Source organism: Paraburkholderia sp. GAS199, from assembly GCF_050436585.1.
Taxonomy (GTDB): Bacteria; Pseudomonadota; Gammaproteobacteria; order Burkholderiales; family Burkholderiaceae; genus Paraburkholderia.
Genome location: NZ_JBNDMM010000006.1, coordinates 514,587 through 536,105, shown reverse-complemented (window position 1 = coordinate 536,105; position 21,519 = coordinate 514,587). Strand labels below are relative to the sequence as shown.

Annotated in this window: 15 protein-coding genes; 7 read left to right on the top strand and 8 right to left on the bottom strand. The window is 63.5% G+C overall.

Annotation, left to right across the window (positions count from 1 at the left end; all coding sequences use genetic code 11):
* Positions 1–10: 10 nt before the first annotated feature.
* Positions 11–1,228, bottom strand: coding sequence for an acyltransferase family protein (locus P3T18_RS24345; RefSeq protein ID WP_429302517.1), 1,218 nt, complete (start codon positions 1,226–1,228; stop codon positions 11–13).
* Positions 1,229–1,467: 239 nt separating this feature from the next.
* Between P3T18_RS24345 and P3T18_RS24340 the strand changes: the two genes are divergently transcribed.
* Both P3T18_RS24340 and galU read left to right on the top strand, forming a co-directional pair.
* Complete coding sequence (locus P3T18_RS24340; protein ID WP_429302516.1) at positions 1,468–1,611, top strand: hypothetical protein; 144 nt, start codon at positions 1,468–1,470, stop codon at positions 1,609–1,611.
* Between the two features lie 272 nt (positions 1,612–1,883).
* Complete coding sequence (galU, locus tag P3T18_RS24335) at positions 1,884–2,789, top strand: UTP--glucose-1-phosphate uridylyltransferase GalU (RefSeq protein WP_429302515.1); 906 nt, start codon at positions 1,884–1,886, stop codon at positions 2,787–2,789.
* A 370-nt stretch (positions 2,790–3,159) separates the two neighbouring features.
* Here the strand turns inward: galU and P3T18_RS24330 are convergent, their stop codons facing one another.
* The 5 genes from P3T18_RS24330 to glcD form a co-directional block, all read right to left on the bottom strand.
* Positions 3,160–5,331, bottom strand: coding sequence for a malate synthase G (locus tag P3T18_RS24330; protein ID WP_429302514.1), 2,172 nt, complete (start codon positions 5,329–5,331; stop codon positions 3,160–3,162).
* Positions 5,332–5,466: 135 nt separating this feature from the next.
* Complete coding sequence (locus P3T18_RS24325; protein ID WP_429302513.1) at positions 5,467–5,871, bottom strand: GlcG/HbpS family heme-binding protein; 405 nt, start codon at positions 5,869–5,871, stop codon at positions 5,467–5,469.
* A 19-nt stretch (positions 5,872–5,890) separates the two neighbouring features.
* Positions 5,891–7,204, bottom strand: a complete 1,314-nt coding sequence (gene glcF / locus P3T18_RS24320; protein WP_429302512.1) for a glycolate oxidase subunit GlcF — start codon at positions 7,202–7,204, stop codon at positions 5,891–5,893.
* A gap of 58 nt (positions 7,205–7,262) precedes the next feature.
* A complete protein-coding gene (gene glcE / locus P3T18_RS24315; RefSeq protein ID WP_429302555.1) occupies positions 7,263–8,423 on the bottom strand; it encodes a glycolate oxidase subunit GlcE in 1,161 nt (386 codons plus the stop codon).
* Between the two features lie 20 nt (positions 8,424–8,443).
* Positions 8,444–9,943: a glycolate oxidase subunit GlcD gene (gene glcD / locus P3T18_RS24310; protein WP_429302511.1), complete on the bottom strand. Its 1,500-nt coding sequence runs from the start codon at positions 9,941–9,943 to the stop codon at positions 8,444–8,446.
* Between the two features lie 261 nt (positions 9,944–10,204).
* Between glcD and glcC the strand changes: the two genes are divergently transcribed.
* Complete coding sequence (gene glcC / locus P3T18_RS24305; RefSeq protein ID WP_429302510.1) at positions 10,205–10,972, top strand: transcriptional regulator GlcC; 768 nt, start codon at positions 10,205–10,207, stop codon at positions 10,970–10,972.
* Positions 10,973–11,106: 134 nt separating this feature from the next.
* Positions 11,107–11,979 carry an MOSC domain-containing protein gene (locus tag P3T18_RS24300; protein ID WP_429302509.1) on the top strand — a complete coding sequence of 291 codons (873 nt, stop codon included), beginning with the start codon at positions 11,107–11,109 and terminating at the stop codon, positions 11,977–11,979.
* A 75-nt stretch (positions 11,980–12,054) separates the two neighbouring features.
* On the opposite strand, the gene P3T18_RS24295 is transcribed toward P3T18_RS24300, so the two are convergent.
* Positions 12,055–12,435: a response regulator gene (locus P3T18_RS24295; protein ID WP_429302508.1), complete on the bottom strand. Its 381-nt coding sequence runs from the start codon at positions 12,433–12,435 to the stop codon at positions 12,055–12,057.
* 301 nt (positions 12,436–12,736) lie between these two features.
* Positions 12,737–13,543 carry a uroporphyrinogen-III C-methyltransferase gene (cobA, locus tag P3T18_RS24290; RefSeq protein ID WP_429302507.1) on the bottom strand — a complete coding sequence of 269 codons (807 nt, stop codon included), beginning with the start codon at positions 13,541–13,543 and terminating at the stop codon, positions 12,737–12,739.
* A gap of 628 nt (positions 13,544–14,171) precedes the next feature.
* Here cobA and nirB point away from each other — a divergent pair.
* From nirB to P3T18_RS24275, 3 genes are read left to right on the top strand one after another with little or no spacing between them, the layout of a single operon-like run.
* Positions 14,172–16,733, top strand: coding sequence for a nitrite reductase large subunit NirB (gene nirB / locus P3T18_RS24285; protein WP_429302506.1), 2,562 nt, complete (start codon positions 14,172–14,174; stop codon positions 16,731–16,733).
* Positions 16,734–16,764: 31 nt separating this feature from the next.
* Positions 16,765–17,118 (top strand): nitrite reductase small subunit NirD, encoded by a 354-nt coding sequence (gene nirD / locus P3T18_RS24280; protein ID WP_429302505.1) that lies wholly within the window; start codon positions 16,765–16,767, stop codon positions 17,116–17,118.
* Positions 17,119–17,139: 21 nt separating this feature from the next.
* The gene (locus P3T18_RS24275) at positions 17,140–21,348 is read left to right on the top strand and encodes a molybdopterin-dependent oxidoreductase (RefSeq protein WP_429302504.1); all 4,209 of its coding nucleotides are present in this window, start codon (positions 17,140–17,142) and stop codon (positions 21,346–21,348) included.
* Positions 21,349–21,519 lie beyond the last annotated feature (171 nt).

Below are 21,519 nucleotides of genomic sequence, written 5' to 3'. Positions count from 1 at the left end.
GCTCCTTTTTTTATGCGCGTTGCGCGCCATGGGGATTGCGACTCGCGGGCTTGAAACTTGCCGACCACTTCATGGCCGGCAATTCGACCAGCCGGTAGAACACGTACGCGACCGGCACGGCCACCAGCATGTAGCCGAACGACGGCCAGATCGACATTTGCAGCGACGAGCGGAACAGCAGCGACGAGAGCAGCACGAAGATCGGCAGATGGATCAGGTAGAGCGAGAAGCTGAAGTCACCGAAACGCGAAAGCAGACGCAAGCCGGGCGTATCGGCGTTGCGCCGCTCCAGTGCCTTGTACAGATAGAACGCGAAGCCGAGCGCCCACAACTGGAACGCGCCGTATTGCCCGAAGTGGAACGCGACGCAGCCGAGCGCGATGAGTCCGGCTGCCACTACGTAAAGCCAGATCGACGAGCGTTTATCCGCCGCACGGTGGGCGCGGGCGTCGGCGATCCACGCGCCGAGCGTCCAGGCAAACCAGTAGGACGTGAAGAACTGGATGTCGTGCCGCTCCAGCACATACGCCGAGACGACGTTGACGACGGCGACGATCGCCAGCACCGGGGTCATGCCCAAACGGCGGCGCAATGCGAATAGCAGCGGATAGATCGCGTAAAACTGCACTTCGAGCGAAAGCGTCCAGAGCGCGCCGTTCGAGCCATACGTCTTGCCGGCCACGCCCTGCAGCGAAAACAGATTGACCAGAAATGCCTGTACACCGATCTCGCGAATCTTGTGATTGACCGGCGGCAATTGCAGACTGACCCAGTCGAGTGCGAGGGTGAGCACGAGCGCCGCGAGCAGCACGGGATAAATCCGCGCAAAACGGCGTACCCAGAAATTGCCGGCATCCAGCTGATAGGCGGGATTTTTTGCAAGCCGCAACGCACCGCCGCGGTGAATGCAATAACCGCTGATCACGAAGAAAATCGGCACGCCGGCCGAACCCCATGCAATCGGAAAGGTGAGATACGCGGCGATCGAATCCAGATTGAAAGCGTGTCCCGCGTTCTGGTGGAACGTCTGCATGCCGACCCATTCCACCTGACGGCAGTGAAAATACGCCACCAGCAACGCGGCGAAGCCCCGCAATGCGTCGATCACGTGCTCCTTGCCGGCGCTGTCGGCCCGCGCCTCGCTTTGCGGGCGTGCCTGCGCTGTCGAGGCGCGTGAAGGTGTGAGGGGCAGGGACGAGCCGCCGGCATCCAGTGCTGAGTCGCTCATGCGCGGTCCTTATTCTGAGGAAGAGAAAGCGTATTCCGGCCACGCGCCATGCGCGCGCGGTGGGTCCATGCTAGAGCACCGGCGCGGCAAAAAATCGATAAAAAAACCGTTATTCAATTCAATTGAATGGCGATTTTGTGACGAATTGTAATTAAGCATAATGAGTCGTGAGCGCGAATTATTTGCCGCTTTTGTCATGATAATTTGAGTGACGGATTCTCTTGACCCGAGGTGAAGTCATGAACCTGCATCTACTTGCCGGCATTGCCGTGCTGCTCATACTGGTTGCGGCGTCCGCCTATCGGGAGGCGCTGCGCAACGAACCGATCCGCCGGTTCCGCATTAACCAGGCGAAGCTGCCGCAGGTCGACGAGAACGAATGAGACGGCCTAGCGCATTGGCGTGAGCCGTCGCATCCGTAAATTTTTCGGAATTCCCGAAAAATAATTCATCACGAAACTGTAATTGTTTCCTGATTCTCGCCGAGCCCCGCCGGCTTTGTTCCGGCACTGCAATATCGAATCAATTTATTTATTCGATTCGAATAGTTTCAGACGTGAACCGATTTGTTTTTTTTGCTAGTCTTTCCGGCGACGCCGATTGGCCGCCAGGTCCGCGAACACTCTAATTTCTAACCGATCAGGGATTGCCTACCATGCTGAAAGTCACCAAAGCCGTGTTTCCCGTAGCGGGCCTCGGGACACGATTCCTGCCGGCTACCAAAGCAAGCCCGAAGGAAATGCTGCCCATCGTCGACAAACCGCTGATTCAGTACGCGGTGGAAGAGGCGATCGCAGCGGGCATTACGGAAATGATCTTCGTGACGGGGCGCAGCAAGCGCGCCATCGAAGATCATTTCGACAAGTCCTACGAAATCGAAGCCGAACTCGAAGCGCGCAACAAGCAGAAGCTGCTCGACCTCGTGCGCAGCATCAAACCGGCGAACGTCGACTGCTTCTACGTGCGTCAGGCCGAAGCGCTCGGTCTGGGTCATGCCGTGCTGTGCGCCGAGAAACTGGTGGGCGACAGCCCGTTCGCCGTGATTCTCGCCGACGACCTGCTGCATAGCGCGAAGCCGGTGATGAGCCAGCTCGTCGATACGTTCAATCACTATCACAGCTCGGTGATCGGCGTGGAAACCATCGACCGCGAAGACAGCCGTTCGTACGGCGTGGTGGATGGCCGCGAGTGGGAAGACAACGTCATCAAGCTCTCGGGCATCGTCGAAAAGCCGGCGCCGGAAAAGGCGCCGTCCAATCTCGGCGTGGTGGGGCGTTACGTGCTGATGCCGACCATCTTCAAGCACATTCGCGCGCTCAAGCCGGGCGCGGGCGGCGAATTGCAACTCACCGACGCCGTGCAATCGCTGCTCACCGAAGAGCAGGTGCTGGCCTATCGCTACTTCGGCACGCGTTTCGATTGCGGCAGCAAGCTCGGCTATCTGAAGGCCACGGTCGAATTCGCGCTGCGTCATCCGGAAGTCAAAGCGGAATTCGAAGCGTATCTGCAGAATTACATGCAGGCCAACCTGCCGGCGCAGTACACGGCCGAGGCGGCCTGAAAGTACGCGAAAAGCAGGAAGCGCGTACGAAGCGAATCGAGGCGGAGGAGACGAAGGCTTCCATGGAAGCCGGGCGCATGAGCGCAAGCAAGGGACGTTTCGATCCCAGAACATGACTCGATCCATGACCGACGGCGCGGCCCGCAGAGCGGGCCGCAGCCCGGCAAGTCAGGCAGAGACGTCAGGCAAAGACAATCAGGGAAGCAGGCCGCTAAGCCTGGCAGCTAAGCCACGGCATGTGGCACGAAAATTCACGCAAGGGTTCACGCAGAAGCAACGCGCATTAGCCATGCGCAAATTAAAACGGGCGCCGTGTCATGCGGCGCCCGTCTTTCTTTACAGCTCAGGTTTTGAGCCTGCTATAGCGGCCTTACTGCGCCTTCTTCACTTCCAGACGGAACTTGTGCAGCAACGGCTCCGTGTAGCCGCTCGGCTGCTGGCGTCCTTCGAATACCAGCGCTTGCGCAGCCTTGAAGGCGAGCGTATCGAAGCTGGGCGCCATCGGCTTGTAGTGCGGGTCGCCGGCGTTCTGACTGTCCACCACCTTGGCCATACGTTTGAACGTTTCTTCCACCAGTTCGCGTTTCACCACACCGTGATAGAGCCAGTTGGCGATGTGCTGGCTCGAAATACGCAAGGTGGCGCGGTCTTCCATCAGGCCGACGTTGTGAATGTCCGGCACCTTGGAGCAACCCACGCCCTGATCGATCCAGCGCACCACATAGCCGAGAATGCCCTGAACGTTGTTGTCGAGTTCGCTGCGGATCTCGTCGTCGCTCCATTTCGCTTCGGCCACCACCGGAATGGTCAGAAGTCCGTCGAGCAGTTCGTCGCGCACCTTGGCGTAATCCGTGCGTTCGAGTTCCTGCTGAACGGCCTGTACGTCGATCTGATGATAGTGCAGCGCGTGCAGCGTGGCCGCGGTGGGCGAGGGCACCCACGCGGTGTTGGCGCCGGCCTTCGGATGCGCGATTTTCTGTTCGAGCATGGCGTGCATCAGGTCGGGCATCGCCCACATGCCCTTGCCGATCTGCGAGCGGCCGCGCAAGCCCGCGCTCAAACCGACCAGCACGTTGCTGCGTTCGTACGCGGCGATCCAGGCGCTCGACTTCATGTCGCCCTTGCGCATCATCGGACCCGCTTCCATCGCCGTGTGCATCTCGTCGCCGGTGCGGTCGAGGAAGCCCGTATTGATGAACGCCACGCGCTCCTTCGCTTCGCCGATACAGGCGAGCAGGTTGACGCTGGTGCGGCGCTCCTCGTCCATGATGCCCATCTTGATCGTGTTGCGCGGCAGCTTGAGGAGGTCTTCCACGCGCGCGAACAGCTCGCTCGCGAAAGCCACTTCGGCCGGTCCGTGCATTTTCGGCTTCACGATATAGATCGAGCCGGTGCGCGAATTGAGCTTGTGCTTGCGGTCGTGCATGGCGCACAGCGTCGTGATGACGCCGTCGAGAATGCCCTCGGGAATCTCGTGACCGTCTTTCGTGAGCACGGCCGGGTTGGTCATCAGATGGCCGACGTTGCGGATGAACAGCAGCGAGCGTCCATGCAGTTTCACCGGTTGACCATCGGCGCCGGTGTATTCGCGATCGGCGTTCAGACGGCGCGTGAAGGTCTTGCCGTTTTTCGTGACGTCTTCGGTCAGCGTGCCGTTCATCAGGCCGAGCCAGTTGCGGTAGAGCTGGACCTTGTCGTCCGCATCGACGGCGGCCACCGAGTCTTCGCAATCGATGATCGTGCTCACGGCCGCTTCGACCAGGACGTCTTTCACGTGCGCCGAATCGGTCTTGCCGATCGAGTCGTTGGCGTCGATCTGGATTTCGAAGTGCAGGCCGTTGTGTTTGAGCAGAACGGCCGATGGTGCGCTCGCATCGCCCTGGAAGCCGATGAATTGCGCGGGCGTTTTGAGTGCGGCCGGGCCGCTTTTCAGCGTGACGACGAGTTTGCCGTTCTCCACGCTATAGAGCGTGGCGTCGGCGTGCGAACCGCTCGCGAGCGGCGCGGCTTCGTCGAGAAACTTGCGTGCGTAGGCGATCACCGCGGCGCCGCGCACCGGATTGAAAGCCTTCTGCTTTTCCGCGCCGTCGGTGTCGGGAATCGCATCGGTGCCGTAGAGGGCGTCGTACAGGCTGCCCCAACGCGCGTTGGCCGCGTTCAGCGCATAGCGCTGGTTCGACAGCGGCACCACGAGTTGCGGGCCGGCCTGCTCGGCGATTTCGGTGTCCACGTGGTCGGTCGTGGCTTTGACGCTGGCGGGCGACGGCACGATATAACCGATGCCTTCCAGGAAGGCGCGATACGCGCTCAGGTCCCGCACCGGACCCGGATTGGCGCGATGCCAGGTGTCGAGTTCGGTTTGCAGGCGGTCGCGTTCGGCAAGCAGCGCGCGGTTTTTGGGCGCCAGCTCGTGCACGAGGGCGTCGAAACCCGACCAGAAAGCTGCGCTGTCGATTCCGGTGCCGGGCAGGGCTTCCGTTTCGACGAACTGGTCGAGGTTGGCGGCGACTTGCAGTCCACCGCGCGTGTTCATCTGAGTCATCGACTGCTCCATCTGATTGGGGCCGATGAGGGGGCATCGGCCCGTTGATGCTATTGAAAGCGGCTTTCTTTCGTGCCGCCGCTCATGAGGCTGTGTGAACCTGTTTGAATCCGCTTGACTCCGAGCGAAGGCGGCTCAAACGCCCAGCGCCTGAATACCCGCTTTGGCGACCTGCGCGTCCTGATCCGCCTTGACACCCGAAACGCCGACCGCGCCGATCACCTGGCCGTCCACGATCACCGGCACGCCGCCTTCGAGCGTGCCCAGCAGCGGTGCGCTCAGAAACGCGGTGCGGCCGTTGTTGATCATGTCTTCGTATACCTTGCTTTCGCGACGGCCGAGCGCCGAAGTGCGGGCTTTTTCCGTCGCGATATACGAACTGGCCGGCGCGCTGCCGTCCAGACGCAGCATGCCGAGCTGATGGCCGCCGTCGTCCACGACCACGATGGCGACCGCCCACTGGTTCTTTTCGGCCTCCGCGCGGGCGGCCTCGAGGATTCGGGTGGTTTCGGCAACGGTCAACACGGGTTTGCTCAGCATAATGAATTTCCTGTTTCGTTTATGGTAGGGATGCTTCTACAAGTTCAATCCAATGCGTGATCGGGTGTACTGGCGCGCGTTCTCGCGGACTTTTCCGGGAGTGCGCCTCCGGCATGTCGGCGCCGCCGTCGAGATGCATCTGGCAGCCGATGTTGGCGGTGACGATCCGCTCCGGCGCACCGCTTTCCAGCGCGTCGAGCTTGTTCTCCCGCAGCCGTTGCGCGAGCTCGGGCTGGGTGATCGAATACGTGCCCGCCGAACCGCAGCACAGATGCGCGTCCGGCACCGCGGTCAACTCGAAGCCCAGGCGCTGGAGGATCGACTCCACCGCGCCGCCGAGCTTCTGTGCATGCTGCAGCGTGCAGGGGCAGTGAAACGCGATCCTGCGACGCTCTCCAGCCGCTTCATGGGGCAATCCATGCGCCTGCAACCGGTCGAGCGGCTCGTTAGCCAGTACCTCGACGAGGTCTCGCGCCAGTTCGCTGACCCGCTGCGCTTTTGACGCATAGCGAGGGTCGTGACGCAACAGATGCCCATACTCCTTGACGAACGCGCCGCAGCCGCTCGCCGTCTGCACGATCGCTTCGGCGCCGGCCTCGATGGCGGGCCACCACGCGTCGATATTGCGCCGTGCGCGGGCGAGTCCGGCCTCCTGCGCATTCAGATGATAATCGGTCGCGCCGCAACAGCCGGCCCGTTTTGCATCGACGATGCCGATGCCCAGCCGGTCCAGCACGCGCGCGGCGGCCGCATTGGTGTTCGGCGACAGCGTGGGTTGCACGCAGCCCTCCAGCATCAGCATGGTGCGCGGATGGCGCGGCGCCGGCCTCGGCAGTGGCCGGGCTGTCCGGCCGTCTGCGCTCGCGACGCTTCGCCTGGGGATTTTACGTCCAAGCGCGGCGGGAAGAAACGGCCGCATGACGCGGCCGGTTTTCAGCAGCGCGCCGAACACCGCCGGATGAGGAATCACGCGGCGCAGTCCCTCGCGCAACAGGCGTTCGGAGACGGGGCGCTCGATGCGCCGTTCCAGCTCCGCGCGGCCGATATCGAGCAGCGTGTGATAGGAAACGCCGGACGGGCAGGTGGTTTCGCAATTGCGGCAGGTGAGGCAGCGGTCGAGGTGCAACTGGGTTTTCTGCGTGACGGGTTCGCCTTCGAGCATCTGCTTGATGAGATAGATGCGTCCGCGCGGACCGTCGAGTTCGTTGCCGAGCAACTGATAGGTCGGGCAGGTGGCGTTGCAGAAGCCGCAGTGCACGCAGGAGCGCAGGATCTGCTCGGCTTCGTCGGCACGTGACAGGGTTTTGGCGGAGTCGCTAAGATTGGTTTGCATGCTGGGATACCTCGGAGGGTTCGTGCGTCGCGGGAGTCGGTCGTTTCAGAAGTCCACGTCACAGGTCAGCATAAAAGCGTCCCGGATTGAACACGCCGCGCGGATCGAGTTGCCGTTTGAGTTGCCGGTGCAGCCTCAGCAGCGGTTCGGGCAGCGGCGTGAAGGGTTCGGCGCCCGTGCCCGGCGTGAAGCAGGTGGCGTGGCCGCCGGCTGCGTGCGCGATCTGGCGGATCGTCGCGGCCGGTGCGTCGCTCTTGAGCCAGCGTTGCGCGCCGGCCCAGTCGAGCAAGATGCTGCCGGGCAGCGCGGGCGAGGGCGTTGCGCTGGTCGTTGCGCTGCTGGTCACATCAGCCAGCCCATCAGGCAGTCCATTGGGCAGCGCATTGGGCAGTGATACGCGCCACAGCGGACGCGGGTCGTCGAAAAACGCCAGGCGCTGTTCGCGCAACGCGAGCCAGAATCGAGCATCGAGGCGCTCGCCGCCGATGCGGTCCGCCGCCGAGGCCACCGAGCCGACGCCGCCTTCGAGCCGCACATGCAGCCGTCCGTCGAGCCAGGCCGCGCCGCTCACCGGCAACGCCGCGCGGCGCCACGCCGAGAGTTCGCGCAGCGCTTCGCCCGCGTCGAGTTCGAGCGCGAGGCAGGCGGTCGCGCGCGGCTTCGGCAGCACTTTCAGCGAAACTTCGGTGATGACGCCAAGACAGCCGAAGCTGCCCGCCATCAGACGCGATACGTCGTAACCCGCGACGTTTTTCATGACCTCGCCGCCGAAGCGCAAGGGCCGGCCGCCGCCACCATTGCCGGCGATCACGCGGCAGCCAAGCACGAAGTCGCGCACCGCGCCGGACCAGGGCCGGCGCGGACCGGCCAGCCCGCTTGCGACCATGCCGCCGACCGTGGCGCGGCCGTCGTAGTCCGGCGGCTCGCACGGCAGCATCTGGCCGGCGGCATCGAGCACTGCGTTCAGTTCGGCGACCGGCGTGCCGGCGCGTGCGGTAATCACCAGTTCGGTCGGGTCGTAGCTGACCACGCCGCGATGCGAGCGCGTGTCGATCGGCCGGCCTTGTACGGGGCGGCCGAGAAAAGCCTTGCTGTCGCCGCCGCGAATCCTCAGCGGTGTGCCGTCGGCGAGCGCGGCTTGCACTTCGCCCGCGAGCCGCTCGCTATCGTCGCGATCGAGGTTGAGATCGTCGGTGGCGGTGCGGGCCGCCGCGTCCATCATGGCCGGTTCGATCAGCATCAGAAACGCTCCAGTTCGGGAAAGGGCAAGGCGCCGTGATGAACGTGCATCGCGCCGAATTCGGCGCAACGGTGCAACGTGGGCACGTTCTTGCCGGGGTTGAGCAGGCCGAGCGGATCGAACGCCGCCTTCAGCGCGCGAAAGAAGCCGAGTTCGTCCGGATTGAATTGCACGCACATCTGGTTGATTTTTTCGCGGCCCACGCCGTGCTCGCCGGTGATGGTGCCGCCCACCGCCACGCACAGTTCGAGAATTTTTGCGCCGACCGCTTCGGCGCGTTCGGTCTGGCCGGGCACGTTCGCATCGAACAGAATGAGCGGATGCATGTTGCCGTCGCCGGCATGAAAGACGTTGGCCACCTGCAGCCCGTATTCGCTGGAAATGGCTTCGATGCTTTTGAGCACGCCCGGCAATTCGCGGCGCGGGATCGTGCCGTCCATGCAGTAGTAGTCGGGCGAGATGCGGCCCACCGCCGGGAAGGCGTTCTTGCGGCCGGCCCAGAAGCGCTGGCGTTCGGCCTCGTCTTTGGCGACGCGAATGTCGGTGGCGCCCGCCGCGCGCAACAGGTCTTCGACCCGTTGCGCGTCTTCGTGCACGTCGCTCTCCACGCCGTCCACTTCGCACAGCAGCATCGCTTCGGCATCGACCGGATAGCCCGCGTGAATGAAGTCTTCGGTGGCGCGAATCGCGAGCTTGTCCATCATTTCGAGGCCGCCCGGAATGACGCCTGCGCCGATGATCTGCGCGACCGCCGCGCCGGCTTTTTCCACGTCGTCGAAACTGGCGAGCAGCACTTTCGCGCTCTGCGGTCGGGTCAGCAGCTTCACGGTGACTTCGGTGACGATGCCGAGCATGCCCTCCGAGCCCGTGAACAGCGCGAGAAAATCGAAGCCGGGCGCGTCCAGCGCATCGGAGCCGAGCGTGACGCACTCGCCGTCGATCGTGACGATTTCGAGCTTCAGGATGTTGTTCACGGTCAGGCCGTATTTCAGGCAATGCACGCCGCCGGAGTTCTCCGCCACGTTGCCGCCGATCGAACAGGCGATCTGCGACGACGGATCGGGTGCGTAGTAAAGACCGAAGGGCGCCGCGGCCTGCGAGATCGCGAGATTGCGCACGCCCGGCTGGACACGCGCCGTGCCGGCTTCCGCATTCACGTCGAGAATGCGGTTAAAGCGCGCCATCACCAGCAGGATGCCTTTTTCCAGCGGCAAGGCGCCACCGGACAAACCGGTTCCCGCGCCGCGCGCCACCACGGGAATGCGTCTTTCATGGGCGAATCTGAGCAGCGCCTGAACCTGCGCGACCTGATCAGGCAGGGCGACCAGCATCGGTGTGGTGCGATAGGCGGCGAGGCCGTCGCATTCGAACGGACGCAGTTCTTCCTGTTCGTGCAGCAGTTGCAGGTCGGGAATCAACGACTGCAACTGCGCGACGATGGTCGATTTATCGTGCGTGGCGAGCGCGCCGTCGATACGTTCGTCGTACTGGTAGCTCATGGCGGTGTCTCCTGCGGGCTTTTTCTCGGGTCGCGCGCCGGCTTGGGGTTCGAATGGATCAGGTCGCGCGAGCCGGTCTCAGACGCGATTGTTGGCTCTGACGCGAGCGCTGTCGACAGGCCGGACGAGTGGTCGTACCAGTTTTTATCGGCGTATCTTTCCGCCTGTTTATCTCTCAAGCATGCCAAGAAAGCGTTCGAAGTTTTATTCACTCTGCCGTCGTGCTAGCATCGTCAGGTGGTCATACCAGTTGAAACGACGATGAAAACAGTGGAGCAGGAGCCGATCCGGCAGGTCGCCGACGTGGTCGCCGAGCGGATCGAACGGCTAATCGTGGACGGCGTGCTGAAAACCGGTCAGGCCTTACCCTCGGAACGGCGACTGACGGACAAGCTCGGCGTGTCGCGCACGGCGCTGCGCGAAGGGCTCAAACTGCTGCGGGCGCGCGGCATCATCGAGACATCGCACGGGCGCGGCTCGTTCGTGGCGAGCCTTACCGCGCAGCCTGCGCTCACACCGATGATGCATCTGCTCGGCTCGCAACCGCGCACGCTCTACGATCTGTTCGAAGTGCGAGGCATGCTGGAAGCGGAATCGGCGCGGCTTGCGGCCTTGCGGGGCACGCCGGCCGATTTCGTGCTCATCACGCGCCGCTACGAAGAAATGCTCGCCGCGCATGGCACCGAAACCAGCGCGTCCACCCATGCGCGTCTCGATCACGCGTTTCATCTCGCGATCTGCGAGGCTTCGCATAATCCGGTGCTCGTGCACACCTTGAGTTCGTTGACGGACCTGTTGCTCAGTTCGGTGTTTGCGTCCGTGAATAATCTTTATCATCGCGAGCCGCAAAAGCGCGTGATCGACCGGCAGCATGCGCGGCTGTATAACGCCGTGACGGGCAAACTGCCGGAGCAGGCGCGCAAGGCCGCGACCGAGCACATACGGAGCGTGTGCGCCAATCTGCGGGAAATCGAGCAGGAAGAGCAACGCCTCGTGCGCGCGACGCTGCGGCTGGAAGGCTGGGAGTGAGCCGCATGCCAAATTTTGTATGGCCGGGGCGCGCGGCAAAAACGGCTCCACAGGGTTAATGGCGCGCTTTACAATCGTCGCGTACGTGCTTGCGTACGCCGGAAACCGCGTGTGTCCTTTCGAGTGTCTTCAGCATGCCCACGATCAGCGAACTGTTCATTTATCCCATCAAATCCTGCGCGGGCATTCCGCTCGCCGAAGCGCGCCTGCTTGCCACCGGCCTCGAATTCGACCGCTGCTGGATGGTCGCGGACCCGGCAGGCGCGATGCTCACGCAGCGGGTTTATCCGCGCATGGCCCTGATCGAGGTTGCGTTGGGCGAACGTGAACTGACGATCCGCGCGCCCGGCATGCCGGAGTTGCGCACGCCGCTTGACGCGCACGAACTGGTGGAGCCGCGCAAGGTCGCCACCACGGTGTGGAGCGACGCCGCGTACGGGCTCGATACCGGCGACGACAACGCAGCGTGGTTTTCTACGTTTCTCGGCGTGCCCGCGCGGCTGCTGCGCTTCGATCCGCAACACGCTCGCGTGGTCGATCCGGATTACACCGGCGAGCTTGCCGCCAATACGCTGTTCGCGGACGGCTTTCCGCTGCTGGTCGTCGGGCAGGCGTCGCTCGACGATCTGAACGTGCGGCTCACCAGCAAAGGTGCGCCCGCGATTCCGATGAACCGCTTCCGGCCGAACATGGTGGTGAGCGGGCTCGATGCGTACGAGGAAGACTACGTCGAGAGCCTGAGCGTGGCGGGGAGCGTGGACGGCAGCGTGGAACTGCGGCTGGTCAAGCCGTGCTCGCGCTGTCCGATGCCGACCGTCGACCAGGCGAAGGGTGCGCCCGATCCCGACTGGCCGAATGAACCCACGGACACCATGAGCGTCTACCGGGCCAATCCGCAGCGCGGCGGCGCAGTGACGTTCGGCAATAACGCGATCGTCGCGCGGGGTGCGGGAGCCTGGTTGCGGGTTGGGCAGGAAGTCGATGCCGAACTCGGGTTCGGCGACTGATCGAAGCATGAATGACGGCGCGGCCGGCGCAATTGGGCGTGTGATTCGCGTCCAGCCGAACGCGAGTGCGAGCAACTAGTGGCCCGCGCGCCGGGTCAGCGCCGCGAGCACCAGCGGCATGGCTACCGGTTTGACGAAATGGGCGTCGAAGCCCGAGCGCAGCGACTCGCGCCGCTCTTCGTCGCGCGCCAGTCCGCTGACGGCAACCAGCGTCGGCGTCGGCCACGCGCCCACGTAGCGTATCCGCCGCGCCACCGCGCGGCCGTCCAGACGGGGCATTTCCACGTCGAGCAGGGCGGCGTCGGGATGCCACGCGCAGTACAGCGCGAGCGCGTCGAGACCGTTGCGCGCGGTACGGATCTCGAAACCGAGCGTGGTGAAATACAGCACATAAGCGTCGAGCAGATTCGGATCGTCGTCCGCGATCAGCAAGCGTGGTTTCTCTTGACAGGACATCCGGCCTCCCGGGTTACTTATCTGGGAGTGAGCAAGGAGAGGTCCCGCTACGGTGCGGCATCCATCAACGGCGCAGTCGAGCCCGCCATGTCACGGGGTTTCGTGCGTCGATTCACCTGTGTGCGCGCATTTGCATGGCCCGTGCTGAGGCCTTCGCAGGCGCGTAACTACAATTCCAGCGGCTATCTTGCGGTGCCGGTCGCGTCCTTCGAGAATTCTGCCCGCCGCGGCAGGTCGGAAATTTGTGCGCCCTTCGGCCGTGATACGGCCAAATTGCCCGCGCCTGTATCGCTTATCGCGCTCAGGCCGCACGCGCGACTTCTGGTTCGGCCGTGTCCTGCATCAGACTGGACTGATCGCGGTTTTCATCGTGTTTTTCATACGGACGCTCGCAGCTTTCTCCCACCGCATCGCCCACCAGGATCACCGCGGGACTGCCGAAGCCCGCGTGCGCGGCGTCGGCGGCCAGGCGATCGAGACGGGTCAGCAGACGTTGCTCGTTAGCGCCGCCAGCCCATTGCACGACCGCGGCCGGCGTATGGGGTGGCAAATGCTTCAGCAGGGCGCTGGAGAGGCTCTCGATGCGTCGCATGCCCATATAGATCGCGAGTGTGGTGCGGGTTTTCGCCAGCGCGGCCCAATCCGGTTCGTCGTGATCTTCCAGATGGGCCGTGACGAAACTCACGCCGTGACAATGGCGACGATGCGTCAACGAGATGCCGAGCGCCGTGGCCGCCGCGAAGCCCGACGAGATGCCGTTGACGATCTCGACGCCGATCCCCGCGCCGCGCAACGCAGCGATTTCTTCCCCCGCGCGGCCGAACAGCAGTGCCTCGCCGCCTTTTACGCGGACCACGTGCTGGCCCTTGAGGGCATAGCGCCGCATCAGCCGTTCGATGAACGCTTGCGGTGTGGAGCGGCAGCCGCCGCGCTTGCCGACGCGAATCACGCGCGCCTGCGGCGCGAGCGAGGCGATCCCGGGATTGGCCAGATCGTCGAGCAGCACGACGTCGGCCGAGGCGAGTGCTTTGGCGGCCTTCAGTGTGAGCAGATCGAGATCGCCGGGGCCGGCGCTCAATAACGTGACCTTGCCTTCTCTCGTGTTCATTCGCGATTTTCCTGAAAGTGTGCGTTGGCGCGCGCCAAACAAAAACGGCGTCCGCACGTGATGACTCACGCGCGGACGCCGTTGTCCGGTGTTTCCGATTTTCCGTTCTGCCTTCACCTCGAATTCACGCACGAGTGCGTCGCATTCGGGGGACCGGCTGCGTTGCCGGCGAGCGAACACGATGCAAGTCCCGCGCCATCGTCACGCCGTATCACCGCGTTTGCTGTGGGCGCCCGTCGCGGTGCGAGTCGAACGCGGATTCGTTCGCGGAGCGTGGCCCACGTTCTGTGCTCATGTGCGCACGTATGCAGTGCTGCGTCGCACCATGCATGTGCTTCGCTGCATCAAAGTGCGTCGCAGCCACAGCGGGCCGCACGCCTGTGCGTTTTGCCTCAAACGCATGCGCGACGGCGTTCGCACGGGCTTTTGGCGCAATTGGCACAGGCTTTGCATTAAGCGTCTCCAGCGGATCAACGTGGATCCGTCGCGAGCGCAACGACAAGGCGCGCGCTGCAGCACAGGTCAGGACAACGGCGTCCCCCGGATTCAGTCATCGGCTGAATTCGCGGGACGCCGTTTTTTTTCCGGAATCGCTTTTCGCACCCAGCACATTGAGGAAACCGCGGTCATGAAAATCATCGTTATCGGTCACGGGATGGTCGGCCACAAGCTGGTGGAAAGTCTCGCGCAGGATGCCGCGCACGGACTCGACATCACGGTGCTGTGCGAAGAATCGCGCCCGGCCTACGATCGTGTGCATCTGTCCGAATTCTTCGCGGGCAAGTCGGCCGACGATCTCTCGCTGGTCGAGCCGGGCTTCTTCGAGCGCCAGAACGTGCTGCTCAAGCTGAATGCGAAAGCCGTTGCGATCGATCGCGAGGCGCGCACCGTCACCGTCTCGACGGGCGAAATCCTGCCGTACGACAAGCTGGTGTTCGCCACCGGCTCGTATCCGTTCGTGCCGCCCGTGCCGGGCCGCGAGCGCACGGATTGTTTCGTCTACCGAACGATCGACGATCTCGAAGCCATGCAGGAATGCGGCGCGCGCTCGAAGACGGGCACGGTGGTGGGCGGCGGTCTGCTCGGATTGGAATGCGCTAAAGCATTGCGCGACATGGGTCTGCAAACGCACGTGGTGGAATTTGCGCCGCGCCTGATGGCGGTGCAGGTCGACGAGGGCGGCGGCCGCGTGCTGCGCACGAAGATCGAAGAACTCGGCGTAACGGTTCACACGCAGAAGAACACCTCGGCGATCGTCGACGGCGAGGACGGCACGCACCGCATGCAATTCGCCGACGGCAGCCATCTCGATACCGACATGATCGTGTTTTCCGCGGGCATTCGTCCGCGTGACGACCTCGCACGCGAATGCGGTCTCACGCTCGGCGCGCGCGGCGGTATCGTGATCGACAACGCGTGCCGCACCAGCGATCCGCACATCTACGCGATCGGCGAATGCGCGCTGTGGAACGGTCAACTGTTCGGCCTCGTGGCGCCGGGCTACGACATGGCGCGTACCGTGGCGAAGCAGTTGCTCGGCGAATCCGCCGAATTCGCGGGCGCCGACATGAGCACCAAACTCAAGCTGATGGGCGTGGACGTCGCGAGTATCGGCGACGCGCACGGCAACACGCCGGGCAGCCGCGCGTATCAGTTCAGCGACGAACGCAAGCAGGTCTACAAGAAGCTGGTGGTGTCCGAGTGCGGCAAATATCTGCTCGGCGGCGTGATGGTGGGCGATGCCAGCGAATACGGCACGCTGCTGCAGATGATGCTCAACCGCATCGAGTTGCCGGAAGCGCCGGAGTTTCTGATTCTGCCGGCAGCGGACGGCAATGCGAAACCGGCGCTCGGTGTCGAAGCGCTGCCCGCGGGCGCGCAGATCTGTTCGTGCAACAACGTCACGAAGGGCGAGTTGTGCGCGGCCGTGAGCGCCGGCGCGACCGACATCGGCGCGCTGAAATGCGCGACCACGGCGGGCACGTCGTGCGGCGGCTGCGTGCCGCTCGTCACGCAGGTGATGAAGGCCGAAATGAAGAAGCAGGGGCTCGCCGTCAACAATCACGTTTGCGAGCACTTCCCGTATTCGCGCCAGGAGCTGTATCACATCGTGCGAGTGGAAGGCGCGCGCAGCTTCGGCGAATTGCTGGCGAAGCACGGGCGCGGACTAGGTTGCGATATCTGCAAGCCGACCGTGGCGAGCATTCTGGCTTCGTGCTGGAACGAATTCGTGCTGAAGAAAGAACACGCCTCGCTGCAGGACACCAACGACTACTACCTCGCCAACATCCAGCGCGACGGCACGTATTCGGTCGTGCCGCGCATGGCCGGCGGCGAGGTGACGCCCGACGGTCTGATCGCGGTGGGCCAGGTCGCGAAGAAATACGGTCTGTACACCAAGATCACGGGCGGCCAGCGGGTCGATCTGTTCGGCGCGCGCGTCGAGCAATTGCCGCTGATCTGGGAAGAACTGATCGCCGCCGGTTTCGAATCCGGCCACGCGTACGGCAAATCGCTGCGGACGGTGAAGTCGTGCGTCGGCTCGACGTGGTGCCGCTACGGCGTCGGTGATTCGGTGGGACTCGCGGTCGAAATCGAAAATCGCTACAAGGGCCTGCGTACGCCGCACAAGATCAAGTTCGGCGTGTCCGGCTGCACCCGCGAATGCGCGGAAGCGCAAGGCAAGGACGTCGGCATCATCGCCACCGAGAAGGGCTGGAACCTGTACGTGTGCGGCAACGGCGGCATGAAACCGCGCCACGCCGAACTGCTCGCGTCCGATCTCGACAAGGAAACGCTGGTGCGCTACATCGACCGTTTCCTGATGTTCTACGTGCGCACCGCCGACCGTCTGCAACGCACCAGCGTGTGGCGCGACAACCTCGAAGGCGGCTTGCAGTATCTGATCGACGTGGTGGTCAACGACCGCCTCGGTGTCGCCGAGGAACTCGAAGCGGAGTTGCAGCACGTGGTGGACACCTACGAGTGCGAGTGGAAAAAAGCCGTCACCGATCCCGAAACACGCAAGCGCTTCCGTCATTTCGTCAACAGCGGCGAAGTCGACAGCCATGTCGAATTCGTCGAGGAGCGTGGCCAGATCCGGCCCGCGACGCCCGCCGAGCGACGTGCCGGATCCGCGGCCGCGCTCACGAAGATCGAGTCGATTCCCGTGATTGTCGAAACCGTCTGATTTGCCGCGCACTCCATCGAGGACTTCCATCATGAATCAGGACCGCCTGCCGCTCGCCTGGACGCCGATCTGCGCGCTCGACGAAATCGTACCCAATACCGGTGTCTGCGCGCTCGTGAACGGTGAGCAGATCGCCGTTTTCCACGTGAACGCCAACGACGCCGACACGACTGTCTACGCCATCGGAAACTTCGATCCGGGTTCCCATGCGGCCGTGCTTTCGCGCGGCCTGATCGGCAGCCTCGGCGAGCGGATCGTGGTGGCGTCGCCCATCTACAAGCATCACTTCGATCTGCGCACCGGCGAGTGCCTCGAAACACCGGCGTATTCCGTCAACGCGTTCCCCGCGCGTGTGGAAAACGGCCAGGTGTGGGTCGCCGTTTAATCACTCGCGAAATCATTGCCCATGTCTTCCTCTACCGTAAAAACCGTGTGTCCTTACTGCGGCGTCGGCTGCGGCATGGTGCTGCACGTCGAGGACGGACAGGTCGTGAAAATTGCCGGCGACAAGGAGCATCCAGCCAACTTCGGACGGCTCTGCACGAAAGGACAGTCGGCGCACGTGGCGCTGCGCAAGTCGGGGCGGCTCGAAGGCGCGTTCGTGCGCCACGCGCGTGACCAGGACCCCGCGCCCTTGCCGATGGCGCAGGCCATCGGCACGACGGCGGCGCGTTTGCGCGGTCTGCTCGACGAACACGGACCGGATGCGCTGTCGTTCTACGTGTCCGGACAGATGTCGATCGAGGCGCAGTATCTGGTCAACAAGCTCGCCAAAGGGTTTGTCGGCACCAACAATATCGAATCGAATTCGCGTCTGTGCATGGCGAGCGCGGGCAGCGGCTACAAGCTCTCGCTCGGCGCGGATGGGCCGCCGGGCTCTTACGACGATATCGACCACGCCGACCTGTTTTTCGTGGTCGGCGCGAATATGGCCGACTGTCACCCGATTCTGTTCCTGCGCATGATGGATCGCGTGAAAGCGGGCGCGAAACTGATCGTGGTCGATCCGCGCCGCAACACGACGGCCGAGAAAGCCGATCTGTTCCTGCAGATCAAGCCGGGCACCGACCTCGCGCTGCTCAACGGCCTGCTGCATCTGTTGCACGAAAACGGCCATACGGATGCCGCTTTTATCGACGAATTCACGCAAGGCTGGGAGAGCATGCCGGCGTTTCTCGCGGACTACACACCCGAGCACGTCGCAAGCATCACCGGTCTCTCCGCCGACGACATCCGCCGCGCGGCGCAGATGATCGGCGCCGCGCCCGAGTGGATCAGCTGCTGGACCATGGGCCTGAATCAGAGCACGCACGGCACGTGGCACACCAACGCAATCTGCAATCTGCATCTGGCCACCGGCAAGATCTGCCGTCGCGGCAGCGGTCCGTTTTCGCTGACGGGGCAGCCCAATGCGATGGGCGGCCGCGAAATGGGCTACATGGGACCGGGTTTGCCGGGCCAGCGCTCGGTGCTGGTCGAGGAAGACCGTGCGTTTATCGAAGATCTCTGGGGCATCGCGCCCGGTACGCTGAAAACGCAGGTGGGCAAGGGCACGATCGACATGTTCGAGCGCATGGCCGCGGGCGAGATCAAAGCCTGCTGGATCATCTGCACGAATCCGGTGGCGAGCGTGGCGAATCGCCAGACGGCGATGGCAGGTTTGCGCGCGGCCGAACTCGTGATTTCGCAAGACGCCTTTCTCGACACCGAGACCAACCGTTACGCCGATATCCTGCTGCCCGGCGCGCTATGGGCCGAAGCCGAAGGCGTGATGATCAATTCGGAGCGCAATCTCACGCTGATGCAGAAGGGCATCGAGCCGCCCGGCGCCGCATTGCCCGACTGGCAGATCATCGCGCGCATTGCCTGCGAAATGGGTTTCGCCGACGCCTTCAGCTATGCGAGCGCGGACGAAGTGTTCGCGGAAATCACGCGCGCGTCGAATCCGAAAACCGGCTATGACCTGCGCGGCGCGAGTCATCGCCGCCTGAAGGAATCACCGCTGCAATGGCCGCTTGCCGAAGCGGACGGCGGCGAACGCAATCCGATCCGCTATCTCAACGACGGTGTCAGCCAGACCCTGCAGGAGCGCGCCGACGGCACCCGCGCGCGCCTCGTGTTTCCCACTGCCAGCGGCCGCGCGATGTTTTTTGCGCGCGCGTTTGCCGCGCCGGCCGAATTGCCGGACAACGAATTTCCGATCGTGTTGAACACGGGGCGCCTGCAGCATCAGTGGCACACCATGACCAAGACCGGCAAGGTCGCGATGCTCAACAAGCTGAATCCCGGGCCGTTCGTCGAGATTCATCCGGAAGATGCGGCCACGCTCGGCATCGAGGCCAAAGACGCAGTGGAGATCCGCTCGCGTCGCGGCCGCGCGGTCCTGCCTGCTGTCGTGACCGAACGCGTGCAAGCCGGCAACTGTTTTGCGCCGATGCACTGGAACGATGTGTTCGGCGACGACCTGTGCATCAACGCGGTCACGAGCGATGCCATCGATCCGGTTTCGCAACAGCCCGAACTCAAATTTTGCGCGGTCTCGTTGAGCCGCGTGCAGGTCGAGCGTGGAGTGGCGAATGAGGTGGCCGACGAGTTGGCCAATGCAGTGGCCACTGCTGCACCCGACGATGCGCTCACCGTTGCACCGGCTCGCGCCGAGGAATCCGCTATGCCCCGAATCGACGCAATCACGAACCTGTTGCAGCTTTCCGCCGCACCGGCGCCGACTTTGACGGAACAGGAGCGCGTGTATCTGTCCGGCTTCGTGAGCGGACTGCGTTCCGCCGAAGCGCAAGGTATCGACGGCGTGCCGGTGTTGCCGCTCGCCGCGCCGTTCGCGGACGGCAGCCGTTTTTACGTGGACGGTCTGCTTGCGGGGCTCTACAGCCGCAGCACTACGACGGGCGGCGCCGCAGCGGTCGTCGCAACCGCCACCAGCATGCAGACCGCGACAGTGGCCGCGCAGGAAAGTGGCGTACGTATCGTGCGCGCGCGTCCCAAGGTGACGTTGCTATGGGCCTCGCAAACGGGCAACACCGAATCGTTGACCGAGGCGTATGCCACGCGTCTGATGGAATCGGGCTTCGAAATCCGCACGACCTGCATGAGCGACTACGAAGCCGGCGCGCTCGCCAAAGCGCAATATGTACTGCTGATGACCAGCACGTTCGGCGACGGCGACGCGCCGGATAACGCTCAGGGTTTGTGGACTCAAATCGCTGCCGACACGGCGCCGCGTCTGAACGACGTACGTTACGCGGTGCTCGCGCTCGGCGACCGTAACTACGATCAGTTCTGCGGCCACGGCCGCCGTCTCGACGAACGGCTCGCGACGCTCGGCGCGCTGCGTCTTCTCGAACGCACGGATTGCGACAGCGAGTATCAGGAAACCGCAGACGCCTGGCTCGAACGGGTCATCGCGCGCATCAAGGAAGAAGATGCCGCGCTGCATGCGGTGCCGCCCGGCGGCATGATCAACGCGGTGATCCCAGGTGCCGTGCCGACCAAGACCCAGCCGGCGGCTTCACGCCTCGTCACGAATCTGCAATTGAACCGCCGTGGCGCGGCAAAAGACACGCGTTATTTTTCGCTCAGCACCGCGGATTCCGGTCTCGAATACGAAGCAGGCGACGCACTCGGTGTGTGGCCGAGCAACTGTCCTGAACTGGTCGACGAACTGGTTGCATTGAGCGGCGCGCGGGCCGATGCGCCCGTCATGGTTCCGGGTGCGGGAGAAATGCGTCTCGCGGATGCGCTCGGCAAACACTACGAAATAGCGCGCCCGAATCCGGACGCGCTCGCCTTCATCGCGGCACGTACGCGCAACGGCGCGCTGCGCGATCTGCTCGCGCCGCAGCGCAAGGCCGATCTCAAGCAGTGGCTTTGGGGACAACAACTCGCCGACGTGCTGCACGAATTCCCGGTCGAACTCAGCGCCACGGAATTGACCGGCATGCTCAAGCGTCTGCAACCGCGCCTCTATTCGATCGCGTCGAGCCCGAGGGCGCATCCGGGTGAGGTGCATCTGACGGTGTCGGCGGTGCGCTACAACAATGGCCGGCGTCATCGCAAAGGCGTGTCGTCCACCTTTCTCGCCGACCGTGCGGGCGACGTGAATGTCCCTGTTTTCGTGCAGAAATCCGCGCATTTCCGTCCGCCTCATGTTCACGACACGCCGATCATCATGGTCGGTCCTGGCACCGGCGTTGCACCGTTTCGCGGCTTCCTGCACGAGCGCCGTGCACGCGGTGACAAAGGACGCAACTGGCTCTTCTTCGGCGAGCAGCACGCCGCCACCGATTTCTACTATCGCGACGAACTCGAAGCCATGCGCGAGAGCGGTTTGCTGACCCGGCTCGACGTCGCGTTCTCGCGCGATCAGCCGGAAAAGATCTACGTACAGGACCGGATGCGCGAGCAGGGCGAGCAGTTGTGGTCGTGGCTCGAAGACGGTGCGCATTTCTACGTCTGCGGCGACGCAAGCCGGATGGCGAAGGACGTGGACGCATGCCTGAAGGAAGTGGTCGCGCGGCACGGCGGCATGAGCGACGACAAGGCCGCCGACTACGTGAGCCGTCTCGCGCAGGAAAAGCGCTACGTACGCGATGTGTATTGATCCCTGTTTGAAGTCCTGTTTTGCAATCTTGTTTCGCGGTCCTGTTGTGAGGTCCTGTTTTAAAGCGCGCAGGCACGCATTGAAGTTTATGTAGATAGACCCGGATGGCATGGAGGTTGCATGAACAGACCGGTATTGAACATCGTGACCATTCCGGTGCGTGAAGTCTGA